The 18,867-nt window shown below is 38.0% G+C and carries 15 protein-coding genes; 13 read left to right on the forward strand and 2 right to left on the reverse strand.

What is annotated here, in order from left to right:
• Positions 1-212: 212 nt before the first annotated feature.
• Entirely contained in the window at positions 213-746 is a 534-nt protein-coding gene (locus tag EZ456_RS09795) for a thioredoxin family protein (RefSeq protein ID WP_131529637.1), read from the reverse strand.
• Between the two features lie 212 nt (positions 747-958).
• Here EZ456_RS09795 and EZ456_RS09800 point away from each other — a divergent pair, with 212 nt between their 5' ends.
• The 5 genes from EZ456_RS09800 (at position 959) to EZ456_RS09820 (ending at position 9,854) form a co-directional block, all read left to right on the forward strand.
• Positions 959-1,618 carry a TatD family hydrolase gene (locus EZ456_RS09800; protein WP_131529639.1) on the forward strand — a complete coding sequence of 220 codons (660 nt, stop codon included), beginning with the start codon at positions 959-961 and terminating at the stop codon, positions 1,616-1,618.
• Positions 1,619-1,766: 148 nt separating this feature from the next.
• Positions 1,767-2,561 carry a tRNA threonylcarbamoyladenosine dehydratase gene (locus EZ456_RS09805; protein WP_131529641.1) on the forward strand — a complete coding sequence of 265 codons (795 nt, stop codon included), beginning with the start codon at positions 1,767-1,769 and terminating at the stop codon, positions 2,559-2,561.
• 120 nt (positions 2,562-2,681) lie between these two features.
• Positions 2,682-5,900 (forward strand): UvrD-helicase domain-containing protein, encoded by a 3,219-nt coding sequence (locus EZ456_RS09810; protein ID WP_131529643.1) that lies wholly within the window; start codon positions 2,682-2,684, stop codon positions 5,898-5,900.
• A gap of 1 nt (position 5,901) precedes the next feature.
• Positions 5,902-6,987, forward strand: coding sequence for a PDDEXK nuclease domain-containing protein (locus EZ456_RS09815; RefSeq protein WP_131529645.1), 1,086 nt, complete (start codon positions 5,902-5,904; stop codon positions 6,985-6,987).
• 11 nt (positions 6,988-6,998) lie between these two features.
• Positions 6,999-9,854 (forward strand): PD-(D/E)XK nuclease family protein, encoded by a 2,856-nt coding sequence (locus EZ456_RS09820; RefSeq protein WP_131529647.1) that lies wholly within the window; start codon positions 6,999-7,001, stop codon positions 9,852-9,854.
• A 114-nt stretch (positions 9,855-9,968) separates the two neighbouring features.
• On the opposite strand, the gene EZ456_RS09825 is transcribed toward EZ456_RS09820, so the two are convergent.
• Positions 9,969-11,090, reverse strand: a complete 1,122-nt coding sequence (locus EZ456_RS09825; RefSeq protein ID WP_131529649.1) for an ATP-binding protein — start codon at positions 11,088-11,090, stop codon at positions 9,969-9,971.
• A gap of 205 nt (positions 11,091-11,295) precedes the next feature.
• On the opposite strand from EZ456_RS09825, the gene EZ456_RS09830 reads away from it, so the two are divergent.
• The 8 genes from EZ456_RS09830 (at position 11,296) to EZ456_RS09865 (ending at position 18,834) form a co-directional block, all read left to right on the forward strand.
• On the forward strand, positions 11,296-11,853 hold the full coding sequence (locus tag EZ456_RS09830) for a GNAT family N-acetyltransferase (RefSeq protein ID WP_131529651.1): 558 nt from the start codon (positions 11,296-11,298) through the stop codon (positions 11,851-11,853).
• A gap of 23 nt (positions 11,854-11,876) precedes the next feature.
• Positions 11,877-12,233: a bleomycin resistance protein gene (locus EZ456_RS09835; RefSeq protein ID WP_131529653.1), complete on the forward strand. Its 357-nt coding sequence runs from the start codon at positions 11,877-11,879 to the stop codon at positions 12,231-12,233.
• Between the two features lie 196 nt (positions 12,234-12,429).
• Positions 12,430-13,416, forward strand: coding sequence for a pyruvate dehydrogenase complex E1 component subunit beta (locus tag EZ456_RS09840; RefSeq protein WP_131529655.1), 987 nt, complete (start codon positions 12,430-12,432; stop codon positions 13,414-13,416).
• 172 nt (positions 13,417-13,588) lie between these two features.
• On the forward strand, positions 13,589-14,164 hold the full coding sequence (locus EZ456_RS09845) for a pentapeptide repeat-containing protein (protein ID WP_131529657.1): 576 nt from the start codon (positions 13,589-13,591) through the stop codon (positions 14,162-14,164).
• Between the two features lie 44 nt (positions 14,165-14,208).
• On the forward strand, positions 14,209-14,577 hold the full coding sequence (locus EZ456_RS09850; RefSeq protein ID WP_131529659.1) for an iron chaperone: 369 nt from the start codon (positions 14,209-14,211) through the stop codon (positions 14,575-14,577).
• A 124-nt stretch (positions 14,578-14,701) separates the two neighbouring features.
• Positions 14,702-16,993, forward strand: coding sequence for a Tex family protein (locus tag EZ456_RS09855; RefSeq protein WP_131529661.1), 2,292 nt, complete (start codon positions 14,702-14,704; stop codon positions 16,991-16,993).
• Between the two features lie 210 nt (positions 16,994-17,203).
• Positions 17,204-17,866, forward strand: a complete 663-nt coding sequence (gene pnuC, locus EZ456_RS09860) for a nicotinamide riboside transporter PnuC (protein ID WP_131529663.1) — start codon at positions 17,204-17,206, stop codon at positions 17,864-17,866.
• The gene (locus EZ456_RS09865) at positions 17,863-18,834 is read left to right on the forward strand and encodes an AAA family ATPase (protein ID WP_131529665.1); all 972 of its coding nucleotides are present in this window, start codon (positions 17,863-17,865) and stop codon (positions 18,832-18,834) included. Before pnuC ends, EZ456_RS09865 begins: the two co-directional genes overlap by 4 nt.
• The last annotated feature ends 33 nt before the right edge of the window (positions 18,835-18,867 follow it).

Below are 18,867 nucleotides of genomic sequence, written 5' to 3' on the forward strand. Positions count from 1 at the left end.
CGGCATAGGGCGATAAAGATCTGTTGGAACAAGCTGATGAAGCGTCGAGAGCTTCTTACGAACTAAACCTTGATGATGAGGTGGAAGAAGACGATTTAGATGATTAAAAAGAAAGCCGCCACGATGTAAATCGGGACGGCTTTTTAATCTTTTTAGGCTTCTGTTATTGTTGTTCAATCTTAACCCTAAACCTTACCTTCTACCATAAACCTCTATTTGGCCTTCGCCTTATAAGTTTCGGGATTAACCGCTGTTGTTGTCCATCCTTTCAAAAACGAGGTTATTTTCTTTACATCATGTCCAACTTTCTTTTTACCGTTAGTGCCAACTTCTTCGGTTTCTAAATAAGAAGAATTTTCAATGTGTAATACTTTGCCTTTACCATCAAGGATTAAAAATACCGGAAAGCCAAAGCGTTGAGGATAACCTAAACTAGCCAAAACACTTTCGTTTTTGTTCTCAGGACTGTAATTAACCAGAACAGTTTCAAAATTATCGTTAATGTATTTTTTTAGCACTGCTGTGCTGTCAACCAGATGATGAAATGCAATACACCAGCTGCACCAGTTCCCGCCAACCTGTAACAATACATGTTTATTCTCTTTCGCTGCTTTTGCGACCGCTGTAGCAATTTCGGCTTTAGCATCGGCCTGTGGATTATAGATATGAACGCCTTCTTTTTTCGCCTGACTAAAAGCGGCAGTCGAAATCAATACAGCCGTTAATAAAATGACTAATCTTTTCATGATTTTTTTAGAATAATAATTAAGCAAAAGTAATAAAGTCTTGTACCGTTGCAGATTATTAGCAAATTCTTTACAGAGGGGAAACATTCCTTTTCATGGAAAATGTGAGATGTAAAATGGATAATGGCACATTGATTTTTCATTCTCCGCCTCTTTTACATCTTCCATTTCCCATATTACATCAGCCATCAAAACATTATCTTTGCTTTTCAATGGATTTTTTAGACATACATACCCATAAAACGGCTACACAAGCAGGGGTAATCAGCATTCAAAGCCTATCGTTAACCAACGATATCTTTTTAGCTATGCCTAAAACAAAACCGATTTCGGTTGGTTTACATCCATGGTTTGCCAAAATTGATCACTTAGAGCTCCAAATGAAGTATTTAACTGTTGTGGCTAATCAACCGAATGTTAAGCAGATTGGCGAATGTGGTTTAGATCGGTTTAGAGGCGAAAAACTAGAAAATCAGATCATAATCTTAGAGAAACAGATCGGTTTGGCGGAAAAGATCAATAAACCGTTGATTTTGCATTGTGTCAAATGCTTTTCCGAACTGATTGCTATCAAAGACCGATTGAAAGTTAAAGTACCGATGATCATCCATGGTTTTAATAAAAATGAAGAACTTGGTCAACAATTGTTGGATAAAGGATTTCTCCTTTCATTTGGTTTAGCTGTGTTAAAGGAAAACTCCAGTGCGGCAAAACTGATTCAAAGTACCAATAATTTTTTCCTGGAAACAGATGATACTGATATATCGATTGAAGAAATTTACCAGGCCGCAGCCATTTTAAAAAAATGTAGTGTTGATGAACTTAAAGCTCGTATTTTTACCGACTGGAAAAAATTGAATTCAAAGAATTAGCCAGGGAGACACAGAAAGCACGGAATAATTTGAGACTCTGTGTCACTCCGATTTTCGGTGGCTAAAATAAAATAGAAAATAAACTACAGACTAAAATTAAAACATCCGTGTTCATCCTTTTTATCTGTGGTAGAATAATAATTAAAATATGTCTGATGTTACCTGGCTTTCGCGCTCTGCCCTACTTGTTGGAAACGACGGAATAGAAAAACTACAATCGAAACACGTTTTGGTGATTGGTTTAGGTGGAGTTGGCTCTTTTGCTGCTGAATTTATCTGCCGCTCAGGAATTGGCGAAATGACCATTGTTGACGGTGATGTAGTTGACCCGACCAACAGAAACAGGCAGCTACCTGCTTTAGCAACCAACCATGGCGTGAGTAAAGCCGCAATTATGCAAGAGCGCTTATTGTCCATTAATCCCGAACTAAAACTCCATGTGGTAAATACTTTTCTTACTCCAGAGAAATGCAGGGAAATTTTAGAATCCGGTTTCGATTACATCATGGATTGCATCGATAGTGTAATGCCAAAAATCACTTTATTAGGCACAGCATTAGAAAAAAACATTCCTATTGTAAGCTCAATGGGTGCCGGTGGCAAGATGGATCCCACCAGGATAAGGATTACATTGCTTCCTGATACCTATCAATGTGTATTTGCCAGTTACGTGCGGAAAAGATTGAACAAACTCGCCAATGCCAGCAGAATAAAAGCCGTTTTCTCAACAGAAGAAATGGATAAAAACTCCATGATTATGACTGACGGAAGTAATTTCAAACGCTCAGCTTATGGTACGGTATCTTATTTGCCCGCTGCATTTGGTGGTGCCTGTGCATCAGTTGTGATCCGCGATCTGCTTGGTCTTCCAATCGAAATGGCCGAACGCCCTGCGAGGATCAGCCATAAAACCCTCAATAAACGAAGAAGTAAAAAGACTTGATCCAAACGGATTGTTGATATCATGATTTCGTGAAAATTTTAAATTGTTGTAAGTTAGGGTAAGATTAAACCACCCCGCCCTGCGGGCACCCCTCCAAAGGAGGGGAATAAATAAAACTATATGCCCCAACCCCTCAAAATTCTTCAGGCCTCCGCAGGTTCCGGTAAAACGTTCAGTCTTACTGCTCATTACCTCACGCTGCTTTTTAGCGGAGACAATAAATACCGAGAAATTTTAGCGGTAACCTTTACCAACAAGGCCACCGAAGAAATGAAAACCAGAATCCTGGAGGTACTGCTCGGGCTGGCAAATGGCAATCCATCGAAAAAAATTGACGATTATCGGAAACTGATCTTAAAGGCCTATCCTACGGTAAGTCCACAGGAATTACAGTTCAGGGCAGACAAGATCTACCGTAAAATTTTGCACGATTACAGCCGCTTTTCAGTAAGTACGATTGATGGCTTTGTACAAAAAGTAATCCGTGGTTTTGCTTTCGAGCTGGGCCTCAATGCCGATTATAATTTAGAAATGAATTACGATAAGGTGAAGGATGATTTAGTAGCCAAATTAGACGAAGCTTTAGATCATAATAAACAGCTTTTACAATGGATCATCGATCTGGCTATTGAGCGCATCAGCGACAACAAAAGCTGGAACTATAAATTCGAACTCTATAACCTGATCGGAGAAATATTTTCTGAGCGTTTCCAGATTTTTGAAGATGCGGTAAGTACACTCGGTTTGGAAAACATCGATGAATTATTTAAAAAGTATATTAGTGTTACCAAAGCAGAGATCAAAAACTTTGAAGAGGAGCTGATTACACTAGCTACCGAGGCTAATGAAGGCCTAAATGTAATTGGCGTTGAAGCCGAACACCTCAAAGGGAAATCGCGTAGTCCGCTCGCTAAAGTTATTTTGGTTGCCAGGGGCGATTTTTCTAAAATAGAGCCACTTTTCAATTTAATTGACGAACCGAATGAGTGGTTTCAAAAAAATGCAAATTTTCCAGAGGCTTACGATACGGTAAATCCTATCCTTCAGAAATTAAAAACGCATTATTTAGCACATTTACCAAATTACAGTCTGGCCATTGCCTTTAATAAAAACCTTTATTATTTAAGGTTGATGCAGGAAATTGCCGTACTATTGAAAGAGTATCGGGCAGAAAATGACAACCTACTCATCAGCGATGCCCAAAAACTGATCTCGGGTATTACCGAAGATGCAGGTGATAACCCTTCCTTTATCTGGGAGAAAGTGGGCAACCGCTACCGTAATTTCTTATTCGACGAATTTCAGGATACCTCTACCAGCCAATGGGGAAGTTTTAAATCGCTTTTAACAAATGCGATGGCTACGCCTAGTCAGGATATGACCGATCACCTGATTGTTGGCGATACCAAACAATCTATTTACCGTTGGCGCAATGGCGACTGGAACATCCTGCATAAACACGCCAAGCTTGATGTTGGTGCAGAAAATGTACTGGAAGAGAGCCTGGAGGAAAATTATAGAAGTGCAGAGAACATCATCACTTTCAACAATTTTCTTTATAAGGCTATCCCACTAACCCTGCAGAACGAGTTGAACGAAAATCTGGCTACCAAACCTGAGAGCATCTCAAAATGGTGGAAAGAACAACATTACCAACAGATTATTACTGACATATATGGTGGTTCAACGCAGAACTTTGCCACCAATACCTTAAAAGGGGGAACGATAAAAATTAAAAAGTTCGGCAAAGATCATGCACCCAACGAAGCCCGTTTTACCGAAACCGTTTTCAGAGATATTGCTTTAGATGATATTGTTGAGGAAATAAACCACCTTAAAAACGAGCAACAGTATGCACTGAAAGATATTGCTATTTTGGTACGTTCAAACAGTGAGGCCTTATTGACTGTTAAAAAATTAATGGAACATAAATTACCGGTTCTGTCGGGCGATGCTTTATTAATTTCGAACAATTCGGCCATACAATTGATCATTAACACACTAAAAGTATTGATCGGTTTAGAAACGCAAACAGCGTTGTACAAAGCAAATTGTATCGCACTCTATCATTCTTTGCAGGAGAAAGAGATCAATGCCAACCATTACCTGAACCTCAACCATAAACCATTAAGTACCCTCACGGAGGTTTTACCAGTAGCACTATGCCAAAACTGGCAAAGTTGGTTACAGCTCCCCTTGCCTGAGCTTGTAGAAATTTTAATTGAAAGTTATGATTTAAAAAATCTGACCGCTAATTTGCCCTATTTGTTGGCTTTTAGAGATTTAACCGCTTCTGCTGGTAAACTTGGCGAAAAAGGCATTATTTCATTTTTAACCTGGTGGGAAGAAGATGGTATCAAAAAATCATTACCCTCACCCGAAGGTGCAGATGCCATACAAATTATTACCATCCATAAATCTAAAGGCTTGGCCTTTAGGGCTGTTTTTGTGCCATTCTGCAATTGGGAAATTAAAGGTAAGCCCAATAGTACTTTTTGGGTTTCTTCAGAAGAAACGGTTTACAAAGAGCTTAAAGGTATTCCGTTAAAATACAATGAAGCATTGGCCGATTCGGCAATTGCGAAAGCATATTATGAAGAATTACTTTATAACAACATGGATGCCTTGAATATGCTTTATGTGGCTACCACTCGTTCAAAAGATTACCTCTATATCGCCACAATGGCAAAAAAGGAATTGAAATTATCCAACATGGGCGATGTAATCAACTTCACTTTCGATGAGCAGTTTGATGAAAATGGTGTGTACGAAATTGTTGATTATGTAACCGTTGAAAGTAAATCGGAGGATTCGAACTTTATCAATTTAAAAAGTTACCCAACTACTACCCGATTATCGGAGCTTTATATCCCCTCAGAAGACAAACATTTAAAGCATTTGGTCAATATCGAAAAATCAGGAAGAAAAGGTTCATTATTGCATGATATTTTGGCCAGTGCCAGTACCGAAAAAGAGGTTAATGACTACAGCACCAATCTGGTTTTGCAGGGCATTATCAAAGAAGAAGAAAAACAAAAATTAATCGATTCAGCACTTGAAGTATTAAACAATCCCGAACTTCAGGTCATTTTAGGTAAAGTGAGCGAAAGCATCGTAGAAAAAAACATAATTGATTCCCACGGAAAACTCCACCGTCCGGATAGGGTGTTGATCAATGCTGACGAAGTAATTATTCTTGATTACAAGTTTACTTTGGAAGAAAGTGACAAGCATATCGAACAGGTAAATAATTACAGGATTTTACTTTCGGAAATGGGTTATCAAAACATTAAAACGTATCTTTTTTATGCGGTTAAAGGCAAGTTGAAATTGGTGTAGTATGGAAGAAACAAACAATTTATACCACAGCGTTTTAAATATACTGAAACGATATAGAGCCGATGCTTACAAAGCAGTTAACACGGCTATGGTAATTTCATATTGGCAAATCGGCAAAGAAATAGTTGAAAACGAGCAAGGAGGAAATGTAAAGGCAACTTATGGGAAAGAAATTATTAAAACATTGTCAAAAAAACTATCTTCAGAATTTGGCAAAGGCTTCTCTGTCGCAACTCTAGAGAGTTTTAGGAAATTTTACCTTATCTATCCAGATGTTGAAGACACCAATAATCCAATTTCCTACGCACTGCGTAGGAAATTGAAAATAACTGATAATCAAACGGATGAAATATCGTACGCACTGCGTAGCAATTTGAGTTGGACACACCACCGACTAATAATGAGGGTTGATGATGTTCAGGCCAGGACATATTATTTAAGTGAGGCAGAAAACCAGCAATGGAGCTCAAGAGAACTGGAAAGAAATATTAATTCATCATATTTTCAAAGACTATTATCGGGCCAGAAAGAAATTCCCTCCTCTATTGATAATATAAAGCTTTCAGAAAATTTCATTAAAGATCCTTATGTTTTGGAGTTTCTGAAAATCGAGCAGCCTTCAATATTAAACGAGAAAGAAATAGAAACCAGGATAATTAACCATCTTCAGCAATTCCTATTAGAGTTGGGTAAAGGATTTTCTTTTGTAGGCAGGCAGTTTAGAATAAGTACCGAAACCAGCCATTTTTATATCGACCTGGTTTTCTACAACTATATCCTAAAGTGTTTTGTTCTATTTGACTTAAAAACCAATAAACTTACACATCAGGATGTTGGCCAAATGGATATGTATATTAAAATGTTTGATGATTTAAAAAAACAGGAAAACGATAATCCAACTATTGGAATCATTCTTTGTACTGATAAAGAAGAAACGGTTGTTAAGTATTCGATGTTAAAGGACAGTAAACAGTTATTCGCATCAAAATATCAAATGTATTTGCCGACAGAGAAACAGTTAGCAGAGTGGCTTGAAAACGATAAAGCAATTATTGAATTGCAATTAAAAAACCAGGGCAACGATTAAAAACGCTATACATGAAACCATTTTTACAGGAAGTTGCCGAAGATTTAGTTACCAAATTTGGAAATCAGCTGGAAAACTGTGCCATTGTTTTTAACAATAAACGGCCCTCTGCCTATCTACAGAAACACTTTGCAGATATTATTGGCAAACCATTTTTCAGCCCTTCATTTTTTACCATACAAGAATTTTTCGCCAGTTCCACCAATTATAAAATTGCTGACTTTTACCTACAATTTTTCACTTTACACCGGATTTACAACCAACTGCTAGCTGAAGAGCAACTGGAAAACATATCAAGCCATAAGTTCTTTCCCCTTGCTAAAATCATCTTAAGTGATTTTAACCAGATTGATGCCGACCTGGTTGATGCAGAGAAATTATACCGAGATCTGGAAGATATATCGGTCATCAATAAAGATTTCGATTATTTGAGCCCTGAGCAATATGAGTTCCTTTCGCAGTTCTGGACCTCCTATTCAGAAGGAAAGCATAAAAAACAGCAGGAACTGTTCATCAAAATGTGGCGCAGGATGCCAAAGCTCTACCATAAATTCCATGCAGCGCTTAAAGAACAGGGCTATTTAACCAATGGCTCGGTTTACCGCCACCTGGCTGATGACATTACCAATCACCAGGAATTTATTTCGAATTTTGATAAAGGTAAGATCATTTTTGTTGGTTTTAATGCACTAAGTAGTGCCGAAGCTAAAATATTTACCCAGCTACAAAATGCCGATAGCGCCTTGTTTTATTTTGATGCCGACACCTATTATTTAGATGACATATCGCAGGAAGCAGGTTTGTTTTTACGGAAAAACATCAATCTGCTCGGTTTAAAAAATGTATTTGCGGAACAGGAAAGTTTAATGAGATCTGCAAAGCATGAGGTAAATGTTTTCAAAGTTCAGGGACAATCGGCACAAGCCAAAATCCTGAACAACATTTTAGAAGCAGATTATACAGATGCAGAAACTGTTGGTAAAACTGTAGTGGTTTTAGCAGATGAAAGTTTGTTGATTCCCACTTTACAGACTATTCCAACCTCTCTTAACGGAAAAGAAATCGACCTCAACGTAACGATGGGTTTTGCACTATCAACCTCTAGTATTTTTGGTCTCGTTGATTTATGGCTGAGCAGTCAACTGGAGATTTTGCAACGCGATAAAGTGACCTACAAAAACGTGGAGGCTTTTTTAACGCACCCATTAACTGGTTTAACCCAGAAAATGCGCGATAAGATTTTAACCGCATTACTGGAAGAAAACGAAGTTGAGATTGACCACAAACGTTTACTTCGGCAAAGTGGGCTCTTTGAAGCTTTTTATAAAAAAATCGAGGATCCGCAGCATGTGGTAACCAATTTACTGGATGTGCTCGATTATGTTTTAACGCGTTTGTCGAATGCAAAAACACTAAAAAAAATCGATGCAGAGCTTTTCGTAAAAACCATTCAGGAATTAAACAGACTGCACGATACCTTTAGCAACCACATCGGAAAAGAAGAAATCCCTTTTGTGATTTATCTTGTTCAAAAATCGCTGCAGGCCATTGCCGTTCCGCTTTCTGGCGATCCGCTAAACGGCATCCAGGTGATGGGATTACTTGAAACCAGGAACCTAAACTTCGATAAAGTTGTTATCTTAGGCTTCAATGAAGGCATTATCCCAAAATCATCTATCGGAAACAGTTTTATTCCCGATTCCATCCGCCGTGTTTATGGTCTTCCGGTACTGGAAAACCTCGATGCCATTTCCTCTTATATGGTTTACCGCCTGATGCAAAGGGCAAAAAACATCAATTTTGTTTATAATAGCTTAACCGACGAATCTACTTCTGGTGAGGCCAGCAGGATTTTAAAGCAACTCGAATATGAAAGCGGTTTCGATTTCACCTATAACGAGCTTAATCTTGAGGTAAAAACCGAAGCCTTTAAAGAAGTCAGGATTGAAAAAACAAATAATGCTTTTATTCAGGAAACCCTCCAAAAGTACCTCGATAAAAAGAAAGTTCTTTCACCATCGGCACTTACACAATATATCTCCAATCCGATCGATTTCTTTTTCAATTACATTGCCGGTATTAAAGAGCCTAAGGAAGTAAGTGCTGTGGTTGAGGCCAATGAAATCGGTTCCATTTTGCACAAAGTGATGGAGTATTTTTATGAGGATCTGAGGTCGGCCGAAATTACTGCAGACCGTATCAAAGAAAAACGTAAAAAAGTCCCATCGCTGATACATAAGGCTTTTAATGCCGTAATGTTCAAAAACCCCGATAAGGTGATGGAATATAAAGGCATGCAAAAGGTAATTTTATCAATTGTTGATGCTTATGTAAACATCATTTTAAATCAGGATGAAGCGCAAACACCATTTACCATCATTAGCCTCGAGCAAAAAGTAGAGGCAGAAATCAGTTTCCCGTTAAATGGGAAAGAAGCCAGCATCAAAATTTTTGGGTTCATCGATCGTGTTGATGTAAAAGATGGTGTAACCAAAATAATCGATTACAAAACCGGAAGTGATAAATTAACTTTTAAAGATATCCCAGAGTTGTTCAATTCTGATGGCAAACATATCAATAAAGCCTTAATCCAAACTTTATTATACACCTATGCTTATGAACAGTTCTCGGGCAGAACTTTTGTAGAGCCCAACCTCTATGTAGTAAAAACAATGAGCGTAGATGGCGTTTGGTTTAAGTCGGGTAGGCAAAACCTATCGGGAGCTTATTTGGAAGAAATTAAACCGGAGTTTCTTGCTGAGTTAAGAAAAAAGCTAACCGAACTTTTCGAAGCCCCTTATTTTCTAGCCAGTGCGGTTGAGGATAATTACAAATATTCTATTTATAAAACTTTGTTTGGGAAATAGGTGAAAGACTAAAAAATCCCTAAGCAGAATCCCTTTTGCTACAACTCCATTAATGAACGGAAAAGTAGTCCATTAAAAAAACGGGATATTTTTTGAAACGGCAAGAAGCTGATTTTATAAAAATTCCCAGTAATTATCCCTATTTATAACATGGGCCGCCTCAGGAATATACTTTTCTATAAAAGCATTAGGGAATTTTACTTTTACTTTAGGATTCCATTTCAGTTCAAAAGCAGTTATTTTGTTATCCTGTTCCTCAATGTAATCTATTTCTGTTCTACTTACGGTTCGCCAAAAATAAGTATTGCCATAAAAACCACTATAGGCCAAGTTTTTTTTGCGCTCACTAATAATAAAGTTCTCCCACAGTGCACCAATATCATTACGTTGAGCAATCGGCGCAAAATTATTAATAATGCTGTTTCTGATCCCATTATCATAAAAATAGATTTTCCGGGAAGAGCTGATCTCATTTCTTAAATTTCTAGCCAAAGGATTTAAGCGAAAAACAACAAATGATTTTTCCAGCAGATCTATATAATTATTAACCGTTGCCTTATCAATCCCCACAGTTTGGGCAAGCTCGTTATAAGAAACCTCATTTCCCACCTGCCAGGCAAGTGCCTGCAAAAGTTTCAGGAGTGCATCTGGTCGACGGATACCGCCTGCTTCTAAAATATCCTTATATAGATAGCTTCCAGCAAGGTTATTTAATATTTCTATTGCATTTTCCCCATGATTGATCACATCTGGGTACATCCCTGTAATTAAAAATTCTTCCAAACGTGGATGGATTTTGGCGAAGGAGTATTGGTTCTTTAGTTCCCTCCACGACAGCGGATATAGTCGATATTCCCATTTACGCCCCGTAAGGGGTTCATTAATCTGACTGGCAATCTCTAAAGCCGAGGAACCAGATATAAAGAGTTGGATATCTTTTTGGGCATCAATGATCATTTTAGCAGTCAAACCTATATTTTCAAGCCGTTGTGCCTCATCAAATACAACAATTTTAGCATCACCAATAAAAGTATTGATAAAGGCTTGTGTTGGATTGTTCCATAATAACCTTACACCAGGATCATCTCCATTGATGTAGAGATAATTATCACTTAAGGAGCCAGCGATTTTATTAATCAACGTAGTTTTACCTACCTGCCTTGGACCAAGTACAACTATTGCTTTTTTGAAATCAACTTTACTTTCTAAAGTTTGTTGCAGTGCTCTTTTAATCATAAACCCTATCTATTCCCCAAATATAACTATATTTGGAGAATATAATCCCCAAATATAGTTATATTCAGGGATTTGAAATCAAGGTGATTTAATTTGGATTCTAAAGCATATATATCTTTCAATAAAAATAGAGACCCTTTAAATTTTCAGCGACAAAAATTATTTTTTTCATTTTGGTTTTTTGCCATTAAGCTTATCTTTAAAAATGCTAACCTTAAATTTCACAAAATTCCCAATTCTCGAAACCGAGCGTTTAATTCTCCGCGAACACGATCTCGCTGATGCGGAGGCACTTTTTGCCATGCGCACGAATGAAACGGTAATGAAATATATCGACAGGGAAAGGCCTAAAGATATTTTCGAGATCAAAGATTTTATTTCCCGTTTCAGAAATGGATACGAAAATGGTGATAACCTGGCTTGGGTAATTGCCTTAAAAGAAAACCCTAAACAAATGATCGGTTCGGTAGGTTATTGGCGGACAGATTTTGCAAATCATCGCGCTGAGATTGGCTATATGCTCCATCCCGATTATTGGAGAAAAGGTATTATCTCCGAGGCACTGAAAAAATCAATTTCTTTTGGATTTGAGGAAGTTAATCTACACTCTATCAGTGCCAACATTAATGTAGAAAATGATGCTTCCCGGCAGATGCTGATCAAACATGGTTTTGTAAAAGAAGCGCATTTTAAGCAAGACTATTATTTCAGGGGCCAGTTTCTCGACAGTGAGATTTATGGATTATTAAATCCAAGCCATTAATTTAAACTATAATTCTAGCCAAAATGCTTAAAACTGCAACACCAATTCTTGCCTCATTAAATGCGGAGGAAACCATTAAGTTCTACACAGAAAAATTAGGTTTCACTTTTCACAATAATTGGGATGGTTATATCATTTTAAGCAAAGATGAGATCAGCATACACCTTTGGCCAACCAATGATGAAAGCATCCCTAAAAACACAGGCTGTTACATTTACGTTACAGCAGTTGATGAGCTTTATGTAGAGTATACTAAACAAGATGTGGTTCATCCAAACGGGAAGCTAAAAAATATGCCTTGGGGCATGCGTCAGTTTTCTATTTTAGACAATAGCGGCAATATTATTCATTTTGGAGAAGATATTTCGGAAAAAGCATAAGCTTTGATACAATAAGCTTATCAAAAACACAATTTCCCAATATTATTTCTTCCTTTGACAGGTAAACAAAAAATACAGTTTCCAAAACACCAAATAATTAGTCAGATTACCTATAATTATTACAAAACATAGGCATTATAGCCTTTGGTTTCAAAGCGATTAATAATTATATTTGCCACCGTTATTAAAATTTACAATGAGAGAAATCCAATTTAGAGAAGCACTACGCGAAGCCATGAGCGAAGAAATGCGTAAAGATGACCGCATTTTTTTATTAGGTGAAGAAGTAGCAGAATATAACGGTGCGTACAAAGTAAGTCAGGGTATGCTTGACGAGTTTGGTGCGAAACGCATTATCGATACCCCGATTGCCGAACTAGGTTTCGCAGGTATTGCAACTGGTGCAGCAACAGCAGGCCTTATTCCAATTGTGGAATTTATGACCTTTAACTTCTCATTAGTAGCTATCGATCAGATTATCAACGGTGCTGCTAAAATTTTATCAATGAGCGGTGGTCAGTTCTCATGCCCAATGGTTTTCCGCGGCCCAACAGGTAACGCAGGTCAATTAGGTGCGCAACACTCTCAAAATTTCGAAAACTGGTTTGCAAATACACCAGGTTTAAAAGTGGTAGTTCCAGCTACTCCTTACGATGCAAAAGGATTACTAAAGCAGTCAATTATAGATCAGGATCCTGTTATTTTCATGGAGTCTGAAGTAATGTACGGCGATAAAGGAGATGTTCCTGCAGAAGAGTACTATATCGAATTAGGAAAAGCCAACGTAACCAAACAAGGTACTGATGTAACCATTGTTACTTTTGGTAAAATGTTAACACGCGTTGTAAACCCAGCTGTAGAAGAATTAACTAAAGAAGGAATCAATGTTGAGGTTATCGATTTACGTACTGTACGCCCTATCGATTATGATACCATTATCGCTTCTGTTAAGAAAACAAACCGTTTGGTTGTAGTAGAAGAAGCTTGGCCTTTGGCATCTCTTTCTGGAGAGATTGCTTTCATGGTACAAAAACATGCATTCGATTATTTAGATGCACCAGTTTTACGTATCACCTGTGCCGACGTTCCACTTCCATACTCACCAACTTTAATAGCAGCCAGCTTACCAAATGCTGAGCGCGTAGTTAAAGCGGTAAAAGAAGTAATGTACGTTAAAAAGTAATTACATATTGTTAGTCTGAGCATAGTCGAAGACCAAAAGATATAAATCCTCCAAAGTAATTTGGGGGATTTTTTTATCCCCTGTCTGTGCAAGAAACCCAATTCAGTTTCCTGCTCAAAGCCGAAAAATACATGATATTTTTTATATTCGTTACATAAAGAACCTATATTTCATGTCCGATAATTACATAGCCGACCAAACATTCGAAAAAGCAGATTTTAACTTACGAACACTCCCAAAAGCAGAATACGAAAACTGTAAATTCATCAACTGTGATTTTGCCAGTTCAGATTTAAGCGGTGTTAAGTTTTTAGATTGTGAATTTATCTCCTGTAATTTAAGTCTGGCAAGCCTTACCAAAACCTCATTTATTGATGTAAACTTTCAAGACTGTAAAATGCTTGGATTAAGGTTCGAAAACTGTAATGATTTTGGGCTGGCATTCTCTTTCGGTAATTGTAAACTAGACCATTCCTCTTTCTACAAACTGAAACTTAAGAAAACAACTTTCACAAATTCACAAATGCACGAAGTAGATTTTTCAGAATGCGACTTAACCAGTGCTGTGCTAAATAACTGCGATTTATTGAACGCTACATTCGACAGAACCATCATTGAAAAAGCAGATTTCAGAACCGCCTACAATTATTCCATTGATCCTGATAATAATAGGATCAGAAAAGCAAGGTTTTCAAAATCGGGTATCGCAGGTCTCTTACAGAAATACGATATACTGATCAGCGAATAGTTTTTAAGATTTTTTTGTAAATTCAGCTTACAAAATCACCAGCGATGGAGCAGCCTAAACCCGAAAGCATCGATCAGTACATTGCCAATTTTCCTGTAGAAACACAGAAATTGCTTCAGCAAGTCCGCGAAACAATTCATCAAGCCGTACCAGAAGCTAAAGAAGTAATCAGTTATGGCATGCCGGCCTTTAAACAGAATACCGTCCTGGTGTATTTTGCCGGCTATGCAAAACACATCGGTTTTTACCCAACAGGATCAGGGATCGAAGCATTCAAAGATGAGTTCGTCGATTACAAATGGAGTAAAGGAGCCGTTCAGTTTCCTTTAGACAAACCCTTGCCTGTAGATTTAATTACAAAAATAACAAAGTTTAAAGCAGTGCGCGATTTAGAGAAAACGAAGAAGAAATAATGCCGCACGACACTACTTTTTCAAAAACTTACTCACAAATTTCGGTGGAAAACTTCATTTTAAAAATCCTGAAATCCCGCAAATCCTGATTAGCTTTGCTTCCTTTAATTTTTACCTTTAGGATATGTTAACCCACCATAAAATAATTGCAGCCGAATTAAAAGTTGCAGAAAAACAAGTAACCGCAACCGTAAATCTGTTAGATGAAGGTGCAACAGTACCCTTTATTTCACGTTACCGTAAAGAAGTAACAGGCAGCTTAGATGAGGTTGAGGTAGCAGCAATCCGCGATCGGGTTTTGCAATTGCGCGATTTAGACAAGCGCCGAGAAGCGATTTTGAAATCGATGACTGAGCTTGGCAAGTTAACAGCCGAACTGGAAAAAAAGATCAACGAAGCAGAAACCATTTCCCTTTTAGAAGACATTTACCTGCCATTTAAACCTAAGCGTAAAACACGTGCATCGGTTGCAAAAGAGAAAGGATTAGAACCTTTGGCCTTGCAGATCTTTGAGCAAAATGCTTTTGATTTAGATGCAACAGCAGATAAATTTATCGATGCAGAGAAAGGTGTAAATTCGCTAGACGAGGCTTTAGCTGGCGCAAGGGATATCATTGCCGAAATGATTTCTGAAAATGTTGAGGCGCGGACCAAAATGCGTACTTATTTTCAGGAAAAAGCAGCTTTTAAATCAGAAGTGATCAAAGGAAAAGAAGAAGAAGGTATTAAATATAAAGATTATTTCGAATGGAGCGAGCCGGTTAAAACAGCCGCCTCACACCGTGTTCTGGCCATGCGCCGTGGCGAAAAAGAACTAATTTTAAGGTTGGATGCCCTACCACCGGCAGAAGATGCCATTGCTATTTTAGAAAACCAGTTTATTTTAGGGAATAACGCCGCTTCAAAGCAGGTTCAGCAGGCCTTAGAAGATGGCTATAAACGTTTGTTGGAGCCAGCAATGGAAACCGAACTTCGCTTTTTCACCAAACAAAAAGCGGACGAAGAAGCCATCCGGGTTTTTGCTGAAAATGCGCGTCAATTGTTATTGGCAGCTCCAATGGGACAAAAAAATGTATTGGCTATCGATCCCGGTTTCCGTACAGGCTGTAAAGTTGTTTGTTTAGATAAACAAGGTCAGTTGTTAGAAAATACGGCAATTTATCCGCATACCGGACAAGGAAATGTGAAAAATGCCGAATTTACCATCCAGCAGCTTTGCGAGAAACACAATATTGAAGCCATTGCCATTGGTAACGGTACTGCAGGAAGAGAAACTGAAGCTTTTGTTCGTGCATTGAATTTACCGCATATCACCATTGTAATGGTTAACGAAAGTGGCGCTTCGATTTATTCGGCCTCAGAAGTAGCTAGGGACGAATTCCCGACACAGGATATTACCGTACGTGGAGCCGTTTCAATCGGCCGCCGCCTAATGGATCCATTGGCCGAATTGGTAAAAATTGACCCAAAATCTATCGGCGTTGGTCAGTACCAGCACGATGTTGATCAGCATAAATTACAGGCTAGTTTAGATGATACCGTAATCAGTGCGGTAAACGCCGTCGGTGTAGAATTAAATACCGCATCAAAACAGATTTTAGCATACGTTTCTGGCTTAGGACCAACTTTAGCGCAGAATATTGTTGATTATAGAAATACACATGGTGCTTTTAAAAACCGTGAAAACTTGAAAAAAGTACCTCGTTTGGGCGACAAAGCTTACGAGCAGGCAGCAGGTTTCTTACGTATCCGCAATGCAGAAAATGTTTTGGATACCAGCGGTGTTCACCCAGAGCGTTATGCCGTAGTAGATAAAATGGCAAAGGATCTGGGCACTACCGTTTCTGCTTTGATGAAAGATACGCAATTACAAAAACAGATTAAACCGCAGCAATATGTAACGGATGAAATCGGTTTACCAACACTAACCGATATTTTAAAAGAACTAGCAAAACCTGGCCGCGATCCGCGTGAACAGTTTGAGGCCTTTAGCTTTACCGATGGCGTGAATGAGGTTTCAGACTTAAGAGTAGGCATGAAACTCCCTGGAATTGTTACCAACATTACCAACTTCGGTGCCTTTGTTGATATCGGTGTACACCAAGATGGTTTAGTGCACACCAGTCAGCTGGCTAACCGTTTTGTAGCTAACCCAAATGATGTGGTAAAAGTGCATCAAAAAGTAGAAGTTACGGTTATGGAAGTTGATGCAGCGCGTAAAAGAATTTCGCTTTCAATGAAAACTGAAGTTAGTCCGAAGTCAGAAGTCCGCATTCGGGAGTCTAAAGAGCATAAACCAAAACAAGACAATAAACAAAATAACAGTAAGCCAAATTTCAAACCCCGCAATGAGCCAAAAGATGCTGATGGCGATTTACAAGAGAAATTAGCAAAACTGAAAGGAATGTTTAAATAAAAACATCATTTGTCGCACTGAGCCTGTCGAAATATCTAATGAGTCTTCGACAGGCTCAGACTGACATAGTTAGATCTATATCTGAACAAACGCATCTTCAATCTCTGGTCTTTTCTTTGATAATTTTTGATGTCATTATTTGCATGATATGAAAATCATCAGCTACCAATAAATTATATACATTAGCATTTTGTATATCATCAAAAAAAGATGGACTTTTTTAACACGCATAGCATTTTTTTCACCGTACTAGGTTATCAGATGAGCTATTTAGAGTTTTTCGCGGTAATAACCGGAATAATTTCTGTTATCCTCTCTGCTAAAGCGAGTATCTGGAGCTGGCCGGCAGGCATCATTAATGTCTTTCTTTCTGCCTTTTTCTATTACCAGATTCAGCTTTACCCTGATATGTTCTTAATGGTATTCTTTTTTGCAACTAACATTATGGGCTGGTGGCGATGGGCAAATCCAAAACCTGGGGAGGAAGATAAAAAGAAAGAGCTTAAAATCAGTTTCATGCCCTTAAAACAATTTTTGATCTTACTCGCAATTGGTATAGTCGGAACATTTTTAATAGGGACATTGGCAAGTAAACTGCATAACTGGCTTCCGTTGTTATTTAACTTACCAAGTACTTATCCTTTTGTCGATTCTTTCATTTTAGTGATGAGTATCATTACCACTTTTTTAATGATTCAAAAAAGAGTGGAATGCTGGATCATCTGGTTACTTATTGATATTGTAGCTACCTACCTCTATTTTTTAAAAGGGGCAAAGTTTTTTGGTGTAGAATATTTCATCTTCACCATCATCGCAGCTTTTGCACTATGGCACTGGATAAAAGAATATAAAAGCTACTCAAAAACTGGATGAGAAGAGGTTTAGTGATTGGCAAATTTATGCCTATCCATAATGGACATGTTGCGTTGATTAATTTCGCTGCTTCACATTGTGATGAATTGATTGTGTCGATGAGTTTTACTCCTGCTGACAAGATTGATCCGGCTGTGCGTTTCAAATGGATCAAGGAGATATTTAAAGACCAGCCAAACATCAAACCTGCCACTATTGCTGATGATTTTGATGATGAAACCCTAGCCTTGGAAGACCGGACAAATATCTGGGCCATTAGGATGAAAGCGGTATATCCAAAAATCGACCTGCTTTTCAGCTCTGAGTTTTATGGAGAACCTTTTGCTTTCAATTTAGATGCTGAACATATTTTGTTTGACGAACCAAGAAAATTTACCCCCGTTTCTGCAACCTTAATCAGAGCTAATCCATTCCAATACTGGGAATTTATCCCAAAAAAGGTCCGCCCATTTTTTGTGAAGAAGATTTGTTTCTACGGACCAGAAAGTACGGGCAAATCCACCATGGCCGAAAAAATGGCTTTGCACTATCAAACCACATTTGTTCCTGAAGTTGCGCGTGAATTAATCAGCTCGAACAATATTACAGTTGATGACATTATCAAAATTGGTATAGCACAAACCGAAAGGGTAAGAGAAAAAACCAACAGCGCTAATAAAATCGTTTTTTGTGATACCGATCTGATTACCACAAAAATTTATTCGCGATATTACCTGAACGAGGTCCCACAGATCCTCAATGATCTGGAAAAGGAAATCAGTTACGATTTATATTTCCTATTGGATATTGATGTAGAATGGGTACCCGATCACCTCCGCGATTTTGGAGATAAACGTTTAGAAATGTTTAACCTTTTTAAAGATGAACTAGAAAAACGTGGAATAGCCTATATTCAAATCGATGGAGATTATAAAGCGCGTGAAGAAAAGATCAAAAAGGTTATCGATTCTATTTTAGGCAAATCTTAAAAAGACCGTTAATTTCTGGATAAAAACAAATCT

Source organism: Pedobacter psychrodurus, from assembly GCF_004331735.1.
Classification (GTDB): domain Bacteria; phylum Bacteroidota; class Bacteroidia; order Sphingobacteriales; family Sphingobacteriaceae; genus Pedobacter; species Pedobacter psychrodurus.